General features: G+C 68.7%; 19 protein-coding genes. 14 read left to right on the top strand and 5 right to left on the bottom strand.

Features of this window, described 5'->3' with window-relative positions:
- Positions 1-176: 176 nt before the first annotated feature.
- Both ACZ63D_RS15225 and ACZ63D_RS15220 read left to right on the top strand, forming a co-directional pair.
- Positions 177-893 (top strand): hypothetical protein, encoded by a 717-nt coding sequence (locus ACZ63D_RS15225; protein WP_465354930.1) that lies wholly within the window; start codon positions 177-179, stop codon positions 891-893.
- On the top strand, positions 893-1,489 hold the full coding sequence (locus tag ACZ63D_RS15220; RefSeq protein ID WP_465354929.1) for a class F sortase: 597 nt from the start codon (positions 893-895) through the stop codon (positions 1,487-1,489). Before ACZ63D_RS15225 ends, ACZ63D_RS15220 begins: the two co-directional genes overlap by 1 nt.
- Before the next feature lies 1 nt (position 1,490).
- On the opposite strand, the gene ACZ63D_RS15215 is transcribed toward ACZ63D_RS15220, so the two are convergent.
- Positions 1,491-2,228, bottom strand: a complete 738-nt coding sequence (locus ACZ63D_RS15215; RefSeq protein ID WP_465354928.1) for a FadR/GntR family transcriptional regulator — start codon at positions 2,226-2,228, stop codon at positions 1,491-1,493.
- A 149-nt stretch (positions 2,229-2,377) separates the two neighbouring features.
- Here ACZ63D_RS15215 and ACZ63D_RS15210 point away from each other — a divergent pair, with 149 nt between their 5' ends.
- The 8 genes from ACZ63D_RS15210 to ACZ63D_RS15175 are packed head-to-tail and all read left to right on the top strand — an operon-like array spanning position 2,378 to position 10,692.
- On the top strand, positions 2,378-3,868 hold the full coding sequence (locus ACZ63D_RS15210) for an ABC transporter substrate-binding protein (protein WP_465354927.1): 1,491 nt from the start codon (positions 2,378-2,380) through the stop codon (positions 3,866-3,868).
- Positions 3,865-4,809 (top strand): ABC transporter permease, encoded by a 945-nt coding sequence (locus ACZ63D_RS15205; protein ID WP_465354926.1) that lies wholly within the window; start codon positions 3,865-3,867, stop codon positions 4,807-4,809. The genes ACZ63D_RS15210 and ACZ63D_RS15205 overlap by 4 nt, the downstream gene beginning before the upstream one ends.
- Positions 4,809-5,624, top strand: coding sequence for an ABC transporter permease (locus ACZ63D_RS15200; RefSeq protein ID WP_465354925.1), 816 nt, complete (start codon positions 4,809-4,811; stop codon positions 5,622-5,624). Before ACZ63D_RS15205 ends, ACZ63D_RS15200 begins: the two co-directional genes overlap by 1 nt.
- Positions 5,621-6,355, top strand: a complete 735-nt coding sequence (locus ACZ63D_RS15195; RefSeq protein WP_465354924.1) for an ABC transporter ATP-binding protein — start codon at positions 5,621-5,623, stop codon at positions 6,353-6,355. The genes ACZ63D_RS15200 and ACZ63D_RS15195 overlap by 4 nt, the downstream gene beginning before the upstream one ends.
- Complete coding sequence (locus ACZ63D_RS15190) at positions 6,352-7,119, top strand: ATP-binding cassette domain-containing protein (protein WP_465354923.1); 768 nt, start codon at positions 6,352-6,354, stop codon at positions 7,117-7,119. Before ACZ63D_RS15195 ends, ACZ63D_RS15190 begins: the two co-directional genes overlap by 4 nt.
- On the top strand, positions 7,112-8,536 hold the full coding sequence (locus ACZ63D_RS15185; RefSeq protein WP_465354922.1) for an aldehyde dehydrogenase family protein: 1,425 nt from the start codon (positions 7,112-7,114) through the stop codon (positions 8,534-8,536). The genes ACZ63D_RS15190 and ACZ63D_RS15185 overlap by 8 nt, the downstream gene beginning before the upstream one ends.
- Positions 8,533-9,291 (top strand): SDR family NAD(P)-dependent oxidoreductase, encoded by a 759-nt coding sequence (locus ACZ63D_RS15180; RefSeq protein WP_465354921.1) that lies wholly within the window; start codon positions 8,533-8,535, stop codon positions 9,289-9,291. The genes ACZ63D_RS15185 and ACZ63D_RS15180 overlap by 4 nt, the downstream gene beginning before the upstream one ends.
- 15 nt (positions 9,292-9,306) lie before the next feature.
- Positions 9,307-10,692: an amidase gene (locus tag ACZ63D_RS15175; protein WP_465354920.1), complete on the top strand. Its 1,386-nt coding sequence runs from the start codon at positions 9,307-9,309 to the stop codon at positions 10,690-10,692.
- On the opposite strand, the gene ACZ63D_RS15170 is transcribed toward ACZ63D_RS15175, so the two are convergent.
- Positions 10,685-11,557 (bottom strand): HpcH/HpaI aldolase/citrate lyase family protein, encoded by an 873-nt coding sequence (locus ACZ63D_RS15170; RefSeq protein ID WP_465354919.1) that lies wholly within the window; start codon positions 11,555-11,557, stop codon positions 10,685-10,687. The genes ACZ63D_RS15175 and ACZ63D_RS15170 overlap by 8 nt on opposite strands.
- Positions 11,554-12,624: an HpcH/HpaI aldolase/citrate lyase family protein gene (locus tag ACZ63D_RS15165; protein WP_037809257.1), complete on the bottom strand. Its 1,071-nt coding sequence runs from the start codon at positions 12,622-12,624 to the stop codon at positions 11,554-11,556. Before ACZ63D_RS15165 ends, ACZ63D_RS15170 begins: the two co-directional genes overlap by 4 nt.
- A gap of 419 nt (positions 12,625-13,043) precedes the next feature.
- On the opposite strand from ACZ63D_RS15165, the gene ACZ63D_RS15160 reads away from it, so the two are divergent.
- The 3 genes from ACZ63D_RS15160 to ACZ63D_RS15150 are packed head-to-tail and all read left to right on the top strand — an operon-like array spanning position 13,044 to position 15,342.
- Positions 13,044-13,706 carry a hypothetical protein gene (locus ACZ63D_RS15160; RefSeq protein WP_344282138.1) on the top strand — a complete coding sequence of 221 codons (663 nt, stop codon included), beginning with the start codon at positions 13,044-13,046 and terminating at the stop codon, positions 13,704-13,706.
- A 41-nt stretch (positions 13,707-13,747) separates the two neighbouring features.
- A complete protein-coding gene (locus ACZ63D_RS15155) occupies positions 13,748-14,398 on the top strand; it encodes an SDR family oxidoreductase (RefSeq protein ID WP_465354918.1) in 651 nt (216 codons plus the stop codon).
- A complete protein-coding gene (locus ACZ63D_RS15150; protein ID WP_465354917.1) occupies positions 14,398-15,342 on the top strand; it encodes a ribose-phosphate diphosphokinase in 945 nt (314 codons plus the stop codon). Before ACZ63D_RS15155 ends, ACZ63D_RS15150 begins: the two co-directional genes overlap by 1 nt.
- Here the strand turns inward: ACZ63D_RS15150 and ACZ63D_RS15145 are convergent, their stop codons facing one another.
- The gene (locus ACZ63D_RS15145) at positions 15,343-16,644 is read right to left on the bottom strand and encodes a D-arabinono-1,4-lactone oxidase (RefSeq protein WP_465354916.1); all 1,302 of its coding nucleotides are present in this window, start codon (positions 16,642-16,644) and stop codon (positions 15,343-15,345) included.
- Between the two features lie 100 nt (positions 16,645-16,744).
- On the opposite strand from ACZ63D_RS15145, the gene ACZ63D_RS15140 reads away from it, so the two are divergent.
- Positions 16,745-17,932, top strand: a complete 1,188-nt coding sequence (locus tag ACZ63D_RS15140) for an amino acid deaminase/aldolase (protein ID WP_465354915.1) — start codon at positions 16,745-16,747, stop codon at positions 17,930-17,932.
- Positions 17,933-17,936: 4 nt separating this feature from the next.
- On the opposite strand, the gene ACZ63D_RS15135 is transcribed toward ACZ63D_RS15140, so the two are convergent.
- Positions 17,937-18,596, bottom strand: coding sequence for a TetR family transcriptional regulator (locus tag ACZ63D_RS15135; RefSeq protein WP_465354914.1), 660 nt, complete (start codon positions 18,594-18,596; stop codon positions 17,937-17,939).
- Positions 18,597-18,681: the final 85 nt, after the last annotated feature.

Genomic DNA, 18,681 nt, shown 5'->3' with positions numbered 1-18,681 from the left:
CGGCGGGCCGGAATTCCGGCATCCGGGCGAAATCATCGCCGCCAGGAAGGCGTTCGTTACCGCTTTCTCTCGTGTCATTAATCACCAGCTAAAGGGTTACCTCTTTGGGCTGAATCTTCGGCAGGATCAGCGGGCGCGGTGGGGGTCATCGCGCATTTCTCAGAGGGGTAATCATCTTGAAGAAGACCCTGGGCAGACTCGCGGGCGCTGTGCTCGCGGGCGCCCTGATCAGCCTTGCCGTCGTGCCTGCCGCGAACGCGGAGGAGGCCCCGGCGACGTCCTCCTCGGCGCCGGCCACCTCCGGCGAGACGGCTCCCACCTCGGAGGCTCCGGCCAGCGAGACCGGCAAGCCGACTGAGCCGGGCAAGCCGACGGAGACCGGCAAGCCGACCGAGACGGGCAAGCCGACCGAGACCGGCAAGCCCACCGAGACGGGCAAGCCGACCGAGACCGGCAAGCCGACCGACTCGAGCAAGCCGACCACGCCGACCTCGGAGACCAGCACTCCGGAAGAGCCGCCGTACGTGGACGACATCGGCTTCGGCCTCGACCTCGAGGACGGCTACGGCGCTGTGGTGATCGCGTGCGCCGCGGGGGAGCCGACCGGCTTGCACTCCAACGACTTCGACCTCGTCGAGGGCCCGCACCAGGACGAGACCGACGGCCGCTACTGGTCGTGGATCGTCAAGCGCCACGAAGGCGTTTCGTTCGACAACGGCACCGTGCGCGCGGTCTGGACCTGCGGTGGCAAGCCGACTGACGGCGGCAAGCTTCCCCCGGCGGGCGGCGCGGGCGCGGGTTCCGCTGGCACCACCGGCGGCCACGGCGGTTCGCAGGTGAAGTACGCGCCGAAGCACGGCGTCGAAACCGGCTTCGGGGGCATGGCCGCCTGATGACCAGGAAGTACGGGCAGGGCGTCGCTCTCGCGGGCGCTCTGCTCCTCTCCCTCTCGCTGAGCGCGTGCGGTTCGGACGCCCCGGCGGCGCCCGCCGCGCAGGCTCCGGCCAGTGCGGCGGTCCCGGTGACCAAGCCGTTCACCGGGCTGCGGCCGACGTCGGTCGAGATCCCGAAGATCGGCGCGAAATCGTCGCTGATCACCGTGATGCCCAACAAGGACGGGCAGATTTCGGTGCCGTCGGTGAAGAACCCGATGCAGGCCGCGTGGTACCGGCTTTCGCCGGTGCCGGGCGACGTGGGCCCGGCGATCGTGCTCGGGCACGTCGACGGCGACCACAAGCCGGGGATCTTCTACAAGCTCAAGGACGTGAACCCGGGCGACGAGGTCGACGTCGAACGCAGCGACGGCAAGAAGCTGAGGTTCGTGGTGGACCACAAGGACCAGGTCCCCAAGGACACGTTCCCGACCCAGGCCGTCTTCGGCAACACGGACAAGCCGCAGCTGCGCATCATCACCTGCGGCGGCGTGTTCGACCGCGCCGAGCACAGCTACAAAGACAACATCGTGGTGTACGCGAACCTGGTCTCCTGACTCAGGTCAGCAGCGGAGTGAGCAGCGTTCGCTGGTCCTTCGGCACGTATTCCGCGTAATTGTCATACAGCGCTTGACGCGCCAGCCGCGCCGCCGACTCCCCGTCGGCGGCGCGGATCGCGTTCAGCACCTCTTCGTGGTGCCGCAGCCACGAGTGCATCAGCGTGCCGCGGTCGTTGGCGTGGCTGAGTTTGTCCTCGATCAATTCCAGCACCACGCCGCGGACCACTTCGCCGCTGACCACCAGCAGTGGATTCCGCGAAACTCGCGCGATGACGTCATGGAAAGCGACGTCCGCGCGGCTGAATTCGGCGTATCCGTCCGCGGTCGCCATTCCTTCCAACGCGGCGTCGAGCGCGGACAAATCCTCGGCGGTGCGCAGTTCCGCGGCCAGCAGATGCGACGAACCGTCCAGCACCATCCGGAATTGCAGCAGTTCCGCCAGTCCGACGTGTTCCGCTCTCGCCAGCCGGTGCATCGACCGGTGCAGCGCGCCCGGCGAAGCGGCCAGCACCTCGGGTCCGCGTGGATCGCCCGGTCGCGATCGGATCAGCTCGGCGGCCTGGAGCACCCGCAGCGCCTCGCGCACGGTCGAGCGGCCGACGCCGAACTGCGTCATCAGCTCCCGTTCCCCGGGCAGCCGTTCACCGGGTTTGAGGCGGCCGCTCACCACGGCTTCCTCGATCTGCTCGACGATCCGCTCGTAGGCGCGGACCGGAGCCACCGGTTCGAACTTCATCTTGACCTCGGTGTCTGCCGGATGCGAGTCTGCCTAGGGTTACTGGTCAGACCAGTGTACTGAGTTGGAGGCGGCGTGGGCATATCATCGCGACAGCCTGCTCGCGACGCCGACTGGGTGCGGGTATCCCGCAGGGCACAGGAGGCGGAATGAAAGCCCGGAGCCTTGCGGCGGCACTGGCGCTGCTGCTCGTGACGTCCGGCTGCTCGGCAGGCTCCAGCGCGAGCGTTTCCCCAGGTCCGGACACGCTTTCCGTGGGCTACACGGCGGAACCGGCGAACTTCGACTTCACCCGTTCCGACGGCGTGGCCATCCCGCAGGCGCTGCTCTACAACGTCTACGAGGGCCTGGTGAAGCTCGATCCGCAGGGCCGGATCGAGCCGCTGCTCGCGAAGTCCTGGACGATCAGCCCGGACCGCAAAACCTACGATTTCCAGCTGCAGCAGGGCGTCAAGTTCAGCAACGGCGCTCCGTTCACCGCCTCCGACGTCCAGTTTTCGCTGATGCGGGTCAAGACCGACTGGACGATCTCGCTCAAGTCGGCGATGGACGTCGTAGACCACGTCGAGGTCGTCGCGCCGGACCACGCTCGCGTGGTGCTGTCGAAGCCCAGCAACGGCTGGCTGTTCAGCCTCACCAGCAGGCTCGGGGCGATGTTCAGCCCGACCGGCGTCGCGGATCTGGCGAACCATCCGGTCGGCACCGGGCCGTACGAGGTGGCCTCGCGCCGGCGTGGCGATTCCATTGTGCTGCGGGAGAATCCGCGGTACTGGGGCCAGAAACCGGCGTATCGCACCGTGGTGCTCAAGTACTTCGCCGATCCGACCGCGCTCAACAACGCACTGCTGTCCAACGGGATCGACGTGATCTCCAATCTCACCTCGGCCGATTCGATCCCGCAGTTCCAGGGCGACGACCGGTTCACCGTGCAGCAGGGCACCACGAACAGCGAGGTCACGCTGGCGTTCAACGGCCGTCGCGCGCCGCTGAACGACGTGCGCGTCCGCCGTGCGCTCACCTACGCCATCGATCGGAAAGCCGTCCTGGACCTGGTTTTCAGCGGTCGCGGCACGCTCATCGGCAGCATGGTCCCGCCCACCGATCCGTGGTACGAGGACCTATCGAAGGTCTACTCGTACGACCCGGCGAAGGCGAAGCAGTTGCTCGCCGAGGCGGGCGTGCACGACCTCAAGCTGCGGCTACGGATTCCGAACCTTCCCTACGCGGTATCGGCGGCGCAGGTCGTGCAGTCGCAGCTGGCGGACATCGGCGTCACCGCGACGATCGAGCCGCTCGACTTCCCGGCGGTGTGGCTCAAGCAGGTCTTCACCGACCACGACTTCGACCTGTCGATCATCCAGCACGTCGAGGCCCGCGACATCGCGACGTTCGGAAAGCCCAAGTACTACTGGGGTTACGACAGCAAGCGCGTGCAGCAGCTGCTCGCCGCGGCGGACAGCGGCACGCCGCAGGAGCAGGTGGCGGACATGAAGGAGGTCGCGCGGCAGCTGAACACCGACGCGGCCGCGGACTGGCTTTTCCTGTTCCCGAACGTCGTGGTCGCCAAGAAGAAGGTGACCGGGCTCGCGCGCAACCAGGTCAGCGAATCCTTCGACCTGACCGGGGTGAGGCCCGCATGACCGCGCGCGTGCTGCGGCGGGTGGCCGTCTTCGCGGTGAGCCTGTTCGTGGCGTCCATTGTGGTGTTCCTGTTCATGGCGGTGCTGCCGGGCGATCCCGCGCAGGTCGCGCTGGGCGTGAACGCGACGCCGGAGCTGCTCGCGAAGACCCGCGCCGAATTCGGCATCGACCGGCCGCTGGTCGAGCAATACCTGAGCTGGATGGGCGGCGTGCTGCACGGCGACTTCGGCCGTTCGTATGTCACGCGCGAGGCGATCAGCCCGCAGCTGGTGGACCGGCTCGGCGTCACGTTGTGGCTGGTCGGCGCGGGAATGATCGTCGCGCTGGTGATCGCTCTGCCCGCTGGCGCGTTCGCCGCGGTGCGGCATCGCAAGGCCAGCGGCGTCGCGGTTTCCGGGCTGTCGCAGGTGGGGGTGGCGATCCCGGCGTTCCTCGCGGGCATCATCCTGGTGCAGATTTTCGCCGTCCAGCTGCGCTGGCTGCCGAGCGGCGGATGGACGCCACCGGACCAGGACGCGGGCGAATTCCTGCGCGGACTGATCCTCCCGGCGTTGTCGCTCGGGCTCGTGCAAGGCGCGGTGCTCACCCGCTACGTCCGCTCCGCGGTACTCGACACGCTCGGCCAGGACTACCTGCGCACCGCGAGGTCCAAGGGCCTGCTGCCTGGTCAGGCGTTGTTTCGGCATGGGTTGCGCAACGCGTCCGTCCCGGTGGTCACCGTGCTCGGCCTGCAGCTGACGACGCTGCTGATCGGCGCGGTCGTGGTGGAGCGGGTGTTCGTGCTGCCCGGGCTCGGCAGCATGCTGCTGGACGCGGTCGCGCGGCGCGATTTGCTGACCGTGCAAGGGATCGTGCTGGTACTGGTCGCCGGGGTGCTGCTGGTGAACTTCGTGGTCGACGTGCTGTATTCGGTGCTCGACCCGAGACTGCGGGGGTCCTGATGCGCCGCAACGGAAATCTCCTGCTCGGCGGGATTCTGGTCGCGCTCGTCGTGCTGGCCGCGCTGGTGTCGTTCGTCTGGACGCCGTACGACCCGGTGCAGGTCAACGCGGCGGACCGGTTGCTCGGCTTCTCCGCGCAGCATCTGTTTGGGACGGACAAATTCGGCCGCGACGTCTTCAGCCAGCTCCTCGTCGGTGCACGGACGACGCTGTACGTCGGCGTCGTCGCGGTCGGAATCGCGGCGGTGATCGGCACGCCGCTGGGTGTGCTGGCGGCGATGTCCCCGCGCTGGCTCGGCGAGTTCGTGATGCGGGTGAACGACCTGGTGCTCGCGTTTCCCGCGCTGCTGCTGGCGATCATGTTCGGCGCGGTCTTCGGTGCGGACACGCTCACCGCGATGGCCGCCATCGGCATCGCGACCATCCCGTCGTTCGCCCGGATCGCCCGGTCCGGGTCGCTGCAGGTGATGAGCAGCGAGTACGTGCTGGCGGCGCGGGCCGGCGGACGGTCCCGGCCGCGGATCGCCTGGACGCACGTGCTGCCGAACATCGGTGGGCTGCTGATCGTGCAGGCTTCGGTGTCGTTCGCGATCGCGGTGCTGGCCGAGGCGGCGCTGTCGTTCCTCGGGTTCGGCACCCGGCCGCCGACGCCGTCGTGGGGCCGGATGCTGCAGGAATCGCAAGAGCTGCTCACCGCGCATCCGCGGCTGGCGCTCGTGCCCGGTGTCGCGATCGCGTTGGCAGTGCTCGGGTTCAACCTCCTCGGCGACGGTCTGCGCGACCGTCTCGACCCCCGATTGGCGGCGCGGGTATGACGCTGACGGTGGAGAACCTGCAGGTCGCGGACCTGGTGCGCGGGATCTCGTTCGAACTGGGCGCGGGTGAGCGGGTCGGGCTGATCGGCGAATCCGGGTCGGGGAAATCGCTGACCGCGCTGTCCGTGCTGGGCCTGCTGCCGGAAGGGCTGTCGGCCACCGGCTCGGTGCGGCTCGACGGCCGGGAGCTGCTCGGTGCGCCGGAAAAGGAGCTGTCCCGGTTGCGCGGCAACGGGATGGCGATGGTGTTTCAGGAGCCGATGACGGCGCTGAACCCGGCGATGCGGATCGGACGGCAGGTCACCGAGCCGTTCCGGGTGCACGGCCGTCGCGGGCGTCCGGCGGAGGAACTGCTTGCCGCGGTTGGCTTGCCGGGGGTCGCGCGGGCGTACCCGCATCAGCTGTCCGGCGGGCAGCGGCAGCGGGTGGTGCTGGCGATCGCGCTGGCCAACGACCCGGCGCTGCTGATCTGCGACGAACCGACGACCGCGCTGGACGTCACCGTGCAGGCGCAGATTTTGTCGCTGATCAGGCAGCGGCTGTCGGCGGAAAGCTCGCTGCTGTTCATCACGCACGATCTGGCGGTGGTGGCGCAGATGTGCGACCGGGTGCTGGTGATGCTCAACGGGTCCATTGTGGAGCATGGTTCGACGCGGGAGGTTTTGACCGCACCGAAGCACGCCTACACCCAGCGGTTGCTTGCGGCGTCTGACCTGGAGGGCGCGCGATGATCTCCGTACGGGACTTGGAGCGGCGGTACGCACGGCGGGACGTGCACGCGTTGCGCGGCGTGAGTTTCGACGTTTCCGCTGGTGAACGGTTCGGGATCGTCGGCGAGTCGGGCTCGGGGAAGTCCACGCTGGTGCGTTTGCTCGCCGCGCTGGACCGGCCGACCGCGGGCACGGTGTCGTTCCAGGGAAAGCGGATTGACGCGCTGCCCGAACGAAAGCTGAGGTTCCTGCGCCGGGAAATGCAGATCGTTTTCCAGGATCCAATGGGCTCCCTCGATCCGCGGATGCGTGTGCGGGATATCGTGTCGGAACCGCTCGGTCGCCGGTCGCCGGAGCGCGTCGCCGAGCTGCTGACCGCGGTCGGACTGCCCGAGGACGCGGCGATGCGGTACCCGCACCAGTTCTCCGGCGGGCAACGGCAACGGATCTCGATCGCTCGCGCGCTCGCGCCGAACCCGAGTGTGCTGATCGCGGACGAACCAGTGAGCGCACTGGACGTTTCGGTACGCGCGCAGATTTTGGATCTGCTGGCCCGGCTGGTCGACGAGTTCTCGCTGACGCTGGTTTTCGTATCGCACGACCTCGGCGTGGTGCGGCATGTCTGCGATCGCGTCGCGGTGATGCGGAGCGGGGAGATCGTGGAAATCGGTGCGGTCGACCAGGTTTACGCCGCGCCGGAGCACGAGTACACCCGGGAACTGCTGGCCGCCGCGCCCAATCTGCGGACCGAGCTGGCCCGGTTGAAGGGAGAAACGGATGCCTGACTACCCGGACGGCCTGCCGATCGGTCCCGGCTGGGTGTCCACAGTGGATACTGCGGACGTCGTGTTTCCCTACGATGGCAGCGTGATCGGCAAAGCACCGGTCGGCACCGCGGAGCTGGCTGCGCGGGCTGTCGACGAGGCGGTGGCGGTTGCTCGCGAAGTCGCTTCGCTGCCTTCGCGGACCCGTCGGACGTTGCTGAACGACGTCGCTTCGGTGATCCGCGAACGTCGAGCGGAATTTGAGCGACTGCTCGTGCTGGAGACTGGAAAACCGCTGGTCGACTGCCAGGTCGAGGTCGCGCGGACGATCGTCACCTGGGAGGCCGCGGCTGAGGAAGTGTCGCGGCTGCATGGCGAAACCGTGCCGCTCGACCTGTTGCCGTCCGGCGACGGGCTGGTCGGGTTCTGGAAGCGCAAGCCGATCGGCGTGGTGGTCGGCATCGCGGGGTTCAACTATCCGCTGCTGCTGGCGTCGCACAAAATCGCCCCCGCGATCGCGGCGGGCTGTCCGGTGGTGGTGAAGCCCGCGCCGCAAACGCCGTTGGCGACGCTGTGGCTGGTGCACCTGGTGCGCTCGTGCACTGACCTGCCCGCGATGGTTCAGCTGGTCACCGGAGACGCTTCCGTCGGGTCGGCGCTGGTCACGGACCGGCGGATCGGTGCGGTGTCCTTCACTGGCTCGGCCGCCGTCGGCCACCAGATCGCCCGCGACGCCGCGCCGACGAAGACCCTGCTGGAGTTGGGCTCGAACGCTGCGCTGGTGGTCGCGGAGGACGCCGATCTCGATGCGGCCGCCGATGCCGTGCTGCGTGGCGGGTTCTATGCGTCCGGACAGGCCTGCATTTCCGTACAACGGGTGTTGGTGGTGTCGGCCGTGGCCGCGGAGTTCACCGACAAGGTGCTCGCGCGGCTCGGTGAAGTGACTATTGGTGACCCACGTTCGCCGGACACTCGCGTCTCGGCGCTGATAGATGAACGTTCGACCGCCCGCGTAGCCGAATGGATCGACAAAGCGCTCGCCGCGGGTGCACGGCTGCTGGCTGGTGGCTCGGTGCGCGACGGCGTACTGGAGCCGACTGTGCTCGCGGACGTCCCGGACGGCGTCGAATGCTGGGACGAGGAGATCTTCGGCCCGGTCGTCTGTCTGCGCACAGTGTCCGATGTGGACGAAGCGTTCGCCGCGGTCAACGCGTCGCGGTACGGCTTGCACGCGAGCGTGTTCAGCCGTTCGTTGAAGACCGCGTTCCGGGCGCTGGACGAGCTGGAGGTCGGCGGGGTAGTGGTGAACGAGGTGCCGGGTTTCCGGTCCGACACGATGCCGTACGGCGGGGTCAAGGACTCCGGGATCGGCCGCGAGGGGCCGCGATTCGCCGTGGAAGAGCTGACCGTGACCAGGATGGCGGTGCTGCGCCCGTGAACTACGCCGGACTGTTCCGCATGGACGGCCGCCGGGCCGTCGTGCTCGGCGCGGGCAGCGGAATCGGCCGCGAGGCCGCCCGAGCGCTGGCCGCCCACGGTGCGTCGGTGATCTGCGCGGACCGCGACGTCACCGCCGCTCGGGAGACCGGCGTCGGCGAGGCGTACGAGATCGACCTGCTCGCCCCTGGTGCCATCTCTGCTGCCGCCACCGAACTAGGCCCGCTGGACGCCGTCGTGCTGACCGCAGCCACCAACGTCCGGAAACGCCTGCTCGACTACACGCGCGAAGAGTTCGACCGGGTGGTGGAGCTGAACCTAGGCGTCGCCTTCGAGGTGCTACGCGCGTTCGGCGCTCCGATGGTCGCGCAAGGCCGGGGAAGCATCATCGGCTTCTCTTCGATCCGCGGTACCACCGTCGAACCCGGCCAAGGCCCGTACGCAGCGACGAAGGGCGGCCTAGTGCAGCTGTTCCGCACCGCGGCCGCTGAGTTCGGACCGTCCGGCGTACGCGTCAACGCCATCGCCCCTGGCGTTGTAGAGACACCACTGACCGCGCAGATCAAAGCGCGCCCCGACTGGTACGACGCCTACGCCCAGAAGGGAGCCCTCGGCCGCTGGGCGCGCGCCGACGAGCTGGCCGGCGCAGTCGTGTACCTCGCTTCGGACGCTTCGACCTTCGTCACCGGCTCCGTCCTCGCCGTCGACGGCGGCTGGACCGCAGTCGACGGTCGCTTTGACCCACCCGCTTCGTGAATCGGAGGTTCCGCGATGACCGAATTGGCCGACCTGACCGCTAACGAGCTGGTAGCCGGGTACCGCGCGCAGACGTTCTCGCCGGTCGAAGTCACCGAAGCCGTCCTCGCCCGCATCGACGCCCGCGAGCCGGAACTACGCACCCTGTACGCGTACGACGCCGCTTCGGCCCGCGAAGCAGCGAAGGCGTCCGAAGCACGCTGGCACGCCGGCGAACCCTCCGGACCCATTGATGGCGTCCCGCTGACGTTGAAGGAAAACATCGCCTCCGTCGGCGTCCCCACGCCGCTAGGCACCGCCGCCACTTCACTAACGCCTGCTTCGACCGACGCTCCCGCCGCGGCGCGCGTACGCGAGTCAGGCGCAGTACTGCTCGCGAAGACGACCATGCCCGACTACGGCATGCTCACCTCCGGCCTTTCAAGCTTCCACGCCGCCTCGCGCAACCCGTGGGATGTCACGCGCACCCCCGGCGGCTCCAGCGCCGGTGCCGCCTCCGCAGCCGCCGCGGGTTACGGCCCTCTCCACGTAGGCACCGACATCGGTGGCTCGATCCGTCTCCCCGCCGGCTGGTGCGGTTTGGTCGGCTTGAAACCCAGCTTCGGCCGCGTGCCCGTCGACCCGCCCTTCCTCGGCCGCGTCGCCGGACCCTTGACCAGGACCGTCGCGGACACCGCCCTGCTGATGAGCGTCCTGGCCCAACCCGACCCGCGAGACCACCTCAGCCTGCCACCCGCTTCGATCGACTGGCTTTCCCTGTCCGGTTCCCTCGCTGGCCTTCGCGTCGGCCTCCACCTGGACCCGGGCGTCGGCCTCTCCGTCACCCCGGTGATCGCTGACGCGGTCACGGCCGCGGCCAACCTGTTTTCCGCCGCCGGTGCGATCGTGGAACCCATCGCCCCTTTCCTGACCCGCGAGCACCTGGACGGCCTGGACACCTTCTGGCGCGTCCGAGCCTGGTCGGACATGGCCGCGTTGTCCGAAGACCAGCGCGCGAAAGTGTTGCCGTACATCGCGGAATGGGCTGCCGGGGGAGCAGCCGCGTCCGGTGTGGACACTTACCGCGGTTTCGCCGCCATCGACGCGATCAGCGTGGCAGCCCTGCGTGCGACGGAACCGTACGACGTTGTCCTGTCGCCAACCTGCCCCGTCGGGCCCCCGCCCGCGGACTGGCCGTCCCCGACGAATGACCCGAAGCGGCCGTTCGAGCACATCGCTTTCACCGTCCCGTACAACATGTCCGGCCAGCCCGCGGTGTCGCTGAACTGCGGCTACACCCCGGAGGGCTTGCCGATCGGCCTGCAGATCGCGGGACGTCGCTTCGCGGACCTGGAGGTGCTGCGGGTCGCGGCGGCATTCGAGGAGCTGCGCGGGGAACAGCGTCCTTGGCCGGTCAGCTGAGCGGCTTGCCCGCGCCGATCGCCTCCGCCAACGCCAGCACCCGCCGGGCGTTCTCCACGTGCAGGTTCTCGATCATCCGCCCGTCCACCGTCACCACACCGCGTCCCTCGGCCGAAGCCTCTTCGAACGCCGCGATGATCCGTCGCGACCGGTCGATCTCCTCCTCTGACGGCGCGAAGATCCGGTTGCACGGCTCCACCTGCGAAGGGTGGATCAACGTCTTCCCGTCGAAGCCGTACTGCCGCCCCTGCACGCATTCCGCCTCGAAGCCGGCCGCGTCCTTGACGTCGTTGTAGACCCCGTCCAGGATCACCTTTCCGGTCGCCCGGGCGGCCAGCAGGCACAGCGAAAGCCCGCCCAGCAACGGACCCCGGCCGGGGACGAACTCCGCGTGTAATTCCTTCGCCAGGTCGTTCGTGCCCATCACCAGTACGGTCAGCCGTTCCGACGCCCCGGCGATCTCTTCCGCGTGCAGCATCGCGACGGGCGTTTCCACCATCGCCCAGATCTTCGTGTGCTCCGGCGCTCCGCCCAGCTCCAGCGCGCGCTCGATGTTGTGAACCTCGGCCGCCGAATTCACCTTCGGCACCACCACAGCGGCCGGACCGGCGGCGGCTGCGGCGCGCAAGTCGGCGTCGTGCCATTCGGTGTCCAGGCCGTTGACCCGGATCGTCACCTCGCGCGAGCCATAAGTACCGACTGCGGCGCAGACCCGCTCCCGTGCGGCTTCCTTCGCGTCAGGGGCGACGGCGTCTTCCAGGTCCAGGATCAACGCGTCCGCCGGAAGGGTCTTCGCCTTCTCCAGCGCGCGTTCGTTCGCGCCAGGCATATAGAGCACGGACCGCCGCGGGCGCAGCTCGGTCATGACTGGATCTCCTTCGTCGCGGCGTCGTACGCGGCGGCCAGTTCGGGGTCGGTCGCGGCCAGTTCGTCGGCCAGTTCCACGACCACCCGGCACTGCTTGACCGAGGCGTCGTCCTGCATTTTCCCGTCGATCATCACCGCGCCGGTGCCGTCGCCCATCTCGGCGATCACGCGGCGAGCCCAGGCCACGTCGGCGGGCGAAGGCGAGAACACCTTCTTCGCGATGTCGATCTGCACCGGGTGCAGGCTCCAGGCACCGACGCAGCCGAGCAGGAACGCGTTGCGGAACTGGTCCTCGCACGCCACCACGTCGCGGATGTCACCGAACGGTCCGTAGTACGGCAGGATGCCGTTCATCGCACACGCGTCGACCATCCGCGCGACCGTGTAGTGCCACAGATCCTGCTGATACGTCGACCGGCCCTCGTTGAGATCTTCACCGACCGGGTCGGTGCGCACCAGATAACCCGGGTGCCCGCCGCCGACGCGGGTCGTCTTCATCCGGCGGCTCGCGGCCAGGTCGGCCGGGCCCAGGGAGATGCCCTGCATGCGCGGCGACGCCCCGGCGATCTCCTCGACGTTCGCCACGCCGCTCGCCGTTTCCAGGATCGCGTGCACCAGCAGCGGTTCCGTCAGTCCGGCCCGCGCTTCCAGCTGCGCCAGCAACCGGTCGACGTAATGAATGTCCTGCGCGCCTTCGACCTTCGGGATCATGATCACGTCGAGCTTGTCGCCGATCTCGGTGACCAGCGTGATCAGGTCGTCCAGCACCCAGGGCGAGTCGAGGCTGTTCACCCGGGTCCACAGCTGGGTGCGGCCGAAATCCGTCGCCTTCGCGATCGACACCAGCCCGGCGCGCGCGGCTTCCTTGCGGTCAGCGCGGACGGCGTCCTCGAGGTTGCCCAGCAGCACGTCGGTCTTCTTCGCGAGGTCGGGGACCTTCGCGGCCATCTTTTCGTTGCCGGGATCGAAAAAGTGGATCATGCGCGACGGCCGCACCGGGATCTGCCGCGGCGGCTGCGGCGCTCCGACGGCGAGCGGGGCGAAGAAGTCCTTCGGCGAGCGCATCCTGGTCCTCCCGGCGGGTACTTGACCGACGAGTAACCCTAAACCGGAGACCCGGACCCTCGCTGCGGCGAAGCTCACCCGCCATCCGGGTGACGCCGGTGACCAGCGGAAGTCCACTGTGGAACCGAGGTTATTAGGCCGATCGGAGTAAGCCATTGCGCCGCCTGCCCTGCCTCGCGCGGGGCGGCGCGACACCCCAGGGGACGCGCTCCGTACCCGCCACTCACCTCCGTCTCACTCGGTTGGCCGCACGGTCGGGCTGAAGTCGAATGACCGCCTACCGACCGGTCACCGACCGCTGAGCGCCGCCGATCGCACGTGCCTCGGCAACCCGGAGACCTCGCGACTTTGCCCTGGTACTCAGTTCATGTACCGGTTTTCGCCGGTACGAGGAACAGGTGCTTGAAGGAGGCGGACTCGTGGCGGCTACCCCACAGAACACCGAGCGCTCGACGGTCGCCGGCGGTGCGAAGCGCAGCCGGACGACAGCGAGCCGGGTGCTGCCGCCGATCGAGCTCCCCGCGAGCGTCGACGAGCTGGCGCGCAAGGCCGCGGCCCTGCTGGGCTGGAACGGCGTAGTGCTGCCCGCGACGACCCTGCTCGGCCGCAAGGTCAGCATCGTCGCGAAGCTCAAGACCGACGTGCACGCGGAGCGGATCGCGATGGGTGTCGGTCCCGTCGCCGATCGCGCCCTCGTCGACACCTGGACCTGGCCAGAGCTGGCCGCGACCGCACCCGCGCCGGCCGCCGAGATCATCGGCGTCCTCGCGGTCGCCCGGCACTGGCGGACCGCGATGGCCTCCGCGGTGCCCTTCTCGCGCTACGGCGAGGCCGCGATGGTGCTCCCATCGCCTGCCGTGCTGACCGATGACTACGTGACGAACTGCCTGCCGCGCGCCCGCGCCTACGGCCTCGCGGTCGTCACCGCAGACCCGTACGCCACCACCGACCTCGACCTCGACACCCATCACGACCGGGTGCTGCTGCAGGAGGACCCGGTTTCGCGCTGGGTCAACGAGATGGCCTACGACCTGCTGCTGCGCGAGGACGCCGACGCTCCGGTCCCCGCCGAGGCGGACTGAACTCCCGGCGTCGGGCTTGGCGCGGCGATAGAGTCGGGCTCATGCGAGTCGTCATTGCTGGTGGACACGGCCAGATCGCCCTGCACTTGGAAAAGCTGCTCGCGCAGCGGCACGACGCGCCGGTCGGCATCGTGCGCAACCCGGACCACGAAGCCGACCTCACCGCGGTAGGCGCCGAGACCGTCGTGCTCGACCTCGAAAAGTCCGATGTGGACGCCGTCGCCACGGCGCTCGAAGGCGCGGACGCCGCGGTGTTCTCCGCGGGCGCTGGTCCGGGCAGCGGCGAGGGGCGCAAAGACACTGTGGACCGCGGCGCGGCCGTGCTGTTCGCCGAGGCCGCGGAGCGAGCGGGCGTCCGCCGGTTCATCCAGGTCGGTTCGATCAACGCGGACAAGGCGGACGACCCCGGGCACGAGCCGGTTTTCGCCGCTTACCTGCGGGCCAAGCGTGCCGCCGAAGAGGATCTCAAGGCCCGCGACCTCGACTGGACGATCCTGCGTCCCGGGCGGCTCACCAACGATTCCGGCACCGGCCGGGTGAAGATCGCGGAGACGACCGGGGGCGGGGAGATCCCGCGCGAGGACGTCGCCGCGGTGCTGCTGGCGCTGCTCGACACCCCGGCGACCGCCCGGCGCACGCTGGAGCTGGTCTCCGGCGACGACGCCATCGCCGACGCGTTGTCCCGGATCTGATGCGCGACATCGCGGTTTTCAGCGGCAGCGCGCATCCCGAACTCGCCGAGGAAATCTGCGCCAACCTGGGCGTTCCGCTGCTTCCGGTGCAGATCGACCGGTTCGCCAACGACTGCCTGCAGGTCCAGCTCCAGGCCAACTGCCGCGAGCGGGACGTCTTCCTGATTCAGCCGCTGGTCAAACCGGTGCAGGAAAACCTGGTCGAGCTGCTGCTGATGCTCGACGCGGCCCGGGGAGCCTCGGCCGCGCGCACCACCGTCGTGATGCCGCACTATTCCTACGCGCGCTCGGACAAAAAGGACGCGCCGCGGATCTCCATCGGCGGCAGGCTGGTCGCGGATTTGATGGTGACCGCGGGCGCGAACCGCGTGCTCACCATGACGCTGCACTCGCCGCAGGTGCATGGATTCTTCAGCGTGCCGGTCGACCATCTGCACGCGCTGCACGAGCTGGCCCAGTACTTCCGGCAATACGACCTCTCGGAAACCACGGTCGTGTCGCCGGATTTGGGCAACGCCAAGGAAGCCGCGCATTTCGCCCGGCTGCTCGGCGCGAAGGTCGCGGCTGGAGCGAAACAGCGGTTCGCCGACGACCGGGTCGAGATCACGTCGGTGATCGGCGAGATCGCCGGCCGCGACATCATCGTGCTGGACGACGAGATCGCGCGCGGCAGCACGGTGCTGGAACTGCTGGACCGGCTGCGCGAACTGGGCGCACGGTCGATCCGGGTGGCCTGCACGCACGGCCTGTTCGCCGACGGCGCGCTTAAGCGGATCGGCGGCCAGGAGGACGTGCTGGAGATCGTCTGCACGAACACCGTGCCGGTGCCCGCTGAGGAACGCACGGAGAAACTGCGGATCCTGTCCATCGCCCCGGCGCTGGCCGAGGCGATGCGGCGAATCCACAATGGAGAGTCGGTCAGCTCGCTGTTCGAACCGAGCTGATCACGCGGTGCCGAGTACCCGGTCGAGATAGGTGTTCGCGAACGTCCCGGCCGGGTCGCATTCCTTGCGGATCCGCAGGAAATCGTCGAAGTGCGGGTAGCGGGTGCGCAGCACGGAGGCGTCGAGGTCGTGCATCTTGCCCCAGTGCGGCCGCCCGCCTACCTGGCCCGCGATGGCCTCGAACGCGGCGAAGTATTCGCGGTAAGGCATGCCGAGGAACTGGTGGATCGCGATGTAGGCGGAATCGCGGCCGTTCGCGGTGGACAGCCAGATGTCGTCCGCCGCAGCCACGCGCACCTCGACCGGGAACGCCACCGGATCTTTCAGCCGCGGCACCACTCCACGCAGTTCGGCCAGCACGTCGAGCACGGATTCGCGCGGGACCGCGTACTCCGATTCCACGAACCGCACGCCGCGATGGGTCACGAAAACGCGGTGCGAGAGATCGCTGTACTCCCGGGGCGACGAGACCTGCGACGCGAACGCGCCGAGCGGCCGCACCAGCTTCGGTACCGCACGGCCGAGCCGGCAAAGCCCGCCGAACGCGACATTCTCGGTGAGCTCGTAGTCCACGAACTGCCGCAGACGGGACAGCGGTTTCCGCTCGGCGTCCAGTGGCAGGCGGTTGTTGCGCTTCACCAAAGCCTTGCTGCCGTAGGGAAACCAGTAGAACTCGAAGTGGTCGTTGTTCGCCGCGTTGTCGTCGAAGGCTTCGAGGACCTGTTCCAGCGGCTCCGGGCGTTCCTGCGCGGAGAGCACAAAGGACTGTTCACATTGGAGGGTCACGGTGCTGATCACGCCCAGCGCGCCAAGGCCGACGCGCGCGGCGTGGAACAACTCCGGACGTTCGTCCGCCGCGCAGCGGACCACCGAACCGTCCGCGAGCACCAATTCCAGCGCGACAATCTGCGTCGAGATCCCGCCGAACCGCGCACCGGTGCCGTGCGTGCCGGTGGAAATCGCGCCCGCGATGGTCTGTGCGTCGATGTCGCCGAGGTTCGTCATGGCGAGCCCGAGCGCGTCGAGCGCGGCGTTGAGGGTGCGCAGAGTCGTGCCAGACCGGACCGTGACCTGCCGCGTTTCGAGGTCGGCGCGTTCGATGCCGGTCCAGGAGGTGAGGTCGAGCGCGTCGGAATCGGCGGCGGCGATGGCGGTGAACGAATGCCCGCTGCCCCAGGCCCGCACGCGGTGCCCAGCCTCGGTCACCCCGCGCACGACCTCGGCGATCTCGGCCGTGCTGCGCGGCCGGTGCACCCGTTGCGGGGTGGCCTTGGCCGTTCCGGCCCAGTTGCTCCACGTCATTGCGGCACCTGTTCTTCGCTGGAAGGTTCCCACGATAGATGCCGGAACCGTAAGTGAATAGTATTCGCGTTTCAAGCTTTGTTGTCGTACCGTAAGTGCCGTGACCACCTCAGCGCACGGGTACGACCTCGCGACGAAGGACCTGGATCCGCCGCTCGCGATTGTCGACCTGGACGCCTTCGACGCCAACTCCGACGACCTGCTGCGCCGGGCCGCGGGCAAGCCGATCCGGGTGGTCAGCAAGTCCGTGCGCTGCCGTGCGCTGCTGGAGCGAGCGCTCGCGCGAGACGGCTTCGAAGGCCTGATGTGCTACTCGCTCGCCGAGGCCGTTTGGCACGCTGAGCTGGGCACTTCCGACGACATCGTGGTCGCGTACCCGACCGCCGACCACGAAGCCCTCCGCCGCCTGGCCGCGAGTGAACGTGCTCGTGCGGCGATCACGATCATGGTCGATTCGACCGAACACCTCGACCTCGTCGACGCCGCGCTCGGCCACGGTCACCCGGACATCCGCGTGTGCCTCGAACTCGACGCGTCCTGGCGTCCGCTGCCCGGCGTGCACGTCGGCACCCGGCGCTCGCCGGTGTTCACACCGGGGCAGGCCGTAGCGGTGGCGCGAAAGATCGTCGACCGGCCGGGCTTCCAGCTGGTCGGGATGATGGCGTACGAAGGCCAGATCGCCGGACTCGGCGACGCCGCGGGAAAAGGCTTGCAGAACCGGGTGGTCGCCTGGATGCAACGCCGTTCCGCGGCTGAACTCGCCCGGCGCCGGAGTGCCGCGGTGCGTGCCGTGCGCGAGGTCGCGGACCTGGAGTTCGTCAACGGCGGCGGCACCGGGAGCATCGAGACCACCGGCGCGGAGGACGTGGTCACGGAGATCGCCGCCGGTTCCGGATTCCTCGCGCCCACGCTGTTCGACGGCTACTCGCACTTCCACCCGCGCCCGGCGGCGCTGTTCGCATTGCCGGTCGTGCGCCGTCCGGCGAAGAACGTGGCGACGCTGTACTCCGGCGGATACATCGCCTCCGGCCCGACCGGTCCTTCGCGCGAACCGTCGCCGTACCTGCCGGAAGGCTTGCGCCTGCTGGGTTTCGAGGGTGCTGGCGAGGTGCAGACGCCGGTGACCGGCGAGGCCGCGCGAACCCTGCGGCTCGGTGACCGGGTCTGGCTGCGGCACGCGAAAGCCGGGGAACTGGCCGAGCGGTTCCTGGCCTACCACCTCGTCCGCGGCAGCCAGGTGGAACGCACCGTCCCGACTTACCGCGGCGAGGGGCAGAACTTCGGCTGAGCGCTCAGTCGCCGAATTTGCTGGCCAGGTAGCCCTTCACCACGTTCTTCGCCTCGGCGACGATCCGCTCGTCGCCGTTCGGATCGCGGCGGAAGGCGAGTTTCAGCAGCGCGTCCGCCGTTTCGTTGGCGATCGCGATGGCGAACCGGAGCTCGTCGGCGGGCCGGTCGACGTGCCCGCGCAGGATTTCGACCAGCGAATCCGCGATGACCGAGTTGTTGTCGCGGTCGTCGGCCAGCAGCCGGACGTCGATGACGTCTCCGAAGTGGACCTTCGAGAACCCCGGCACCTCGCGGTGCATCCGCAGGTAGATGTCCAGCACCGAGTCGACGATGTTCCACCAGTGCTCGGGGCTCAGCTCTTGCAGCCGCTCGTTCACCGCGGCGACGAACCGTTCCAGGTTTCGCTGCGTCAGCGCCTGCACGACCGCGCGTTTGTCCGGGAAGAACTGGTACAGCGACCCGACCGCGACGCCCGCGCGTTTGGCGATCAGCGTGGTGGTGAGCGCGTCGTAGCCCAGCTCGTCGATGAGCACGGCGCTCGCGTCGAGCATCTGTTCCACCCGCCGGGCACTGCGTTGCTGAACCGGCTTTCGCCGCAGCGGCGTGGGTTCAGCCTGGGTCTCGGCCACGTCGTTCCTCGGAGTCTCTCGCGATTCACTCATCTGATCTGGGACTTTAGCGCCCCGCGGGGCTTCCCCCGAGACGAGTGACGACCTAACATATGAGAACTTTTCACGTTCACCCGCG

Source organism: Amycolatopsis sp. NPDC104775, from assembly GCF_055583325.1.
This window is presented reverse-complemented; position numbering and strand designations above follow the sequence as displayed.